Below are 375 nucleotides of genomic sequence, written 5' to 3'. Positions count from 1 at the left end.
CTGCTCGACCAGATCCCCGAGGATGAAGAGATCGGCAGCGTCACGGCAGACGGTGCCTACGACACCCGCAAATGCCATGACGCCATCGCCGAGCGTGGCGCTCATGCCGTCATCCCGCCTCGCCGGAATGCGAAGCCTTGGAAGACCGCTGGTGCTATCGCACGCAACGAAGCTCTGCGGGCATCGAAGTATCTGGGCCGCGCCCTGTGGCGACTATGGAGCGGACACCACCGCCGGAGCCGCGTCGAAACCAAGATGCACTGCGTGAAACTTCTGGGTCAGCGCCTCATGGCGCGGGACTTCGATCGCCAGATCGCGGAACTTCAGGTCCGCATCGCCATCATGAACGGCTACACCGCGCTCGGCATACCCGTC

At 64.0% G+C, this 375-nt stretch carries 1 protein-coding gene; it reads left to right on the top strand.

The features are described 5' to 3' along the window. The coding region (locus F8R15_RS21250; RefSeq protein WP_152845906.1) for an IS5 family transposase at nt 1–375 on the top strand (375 nt) is incomplete at both ends.

Origin of the sequence: Thioclava sp. JE_KL1 (assembly GCF_009296265.1) — a bacterium.
GTDB lineage: Bacteria > Pseudomonadota > Alphaproteobacteria > Rhodobacterales > Rhodobacteraceae > Thioclava.
The sequence above is the reverse complement of the archived record's forward strand: the minus strand, read 5'-3'. Positions and strand labels throughout refer to the sequence as shown.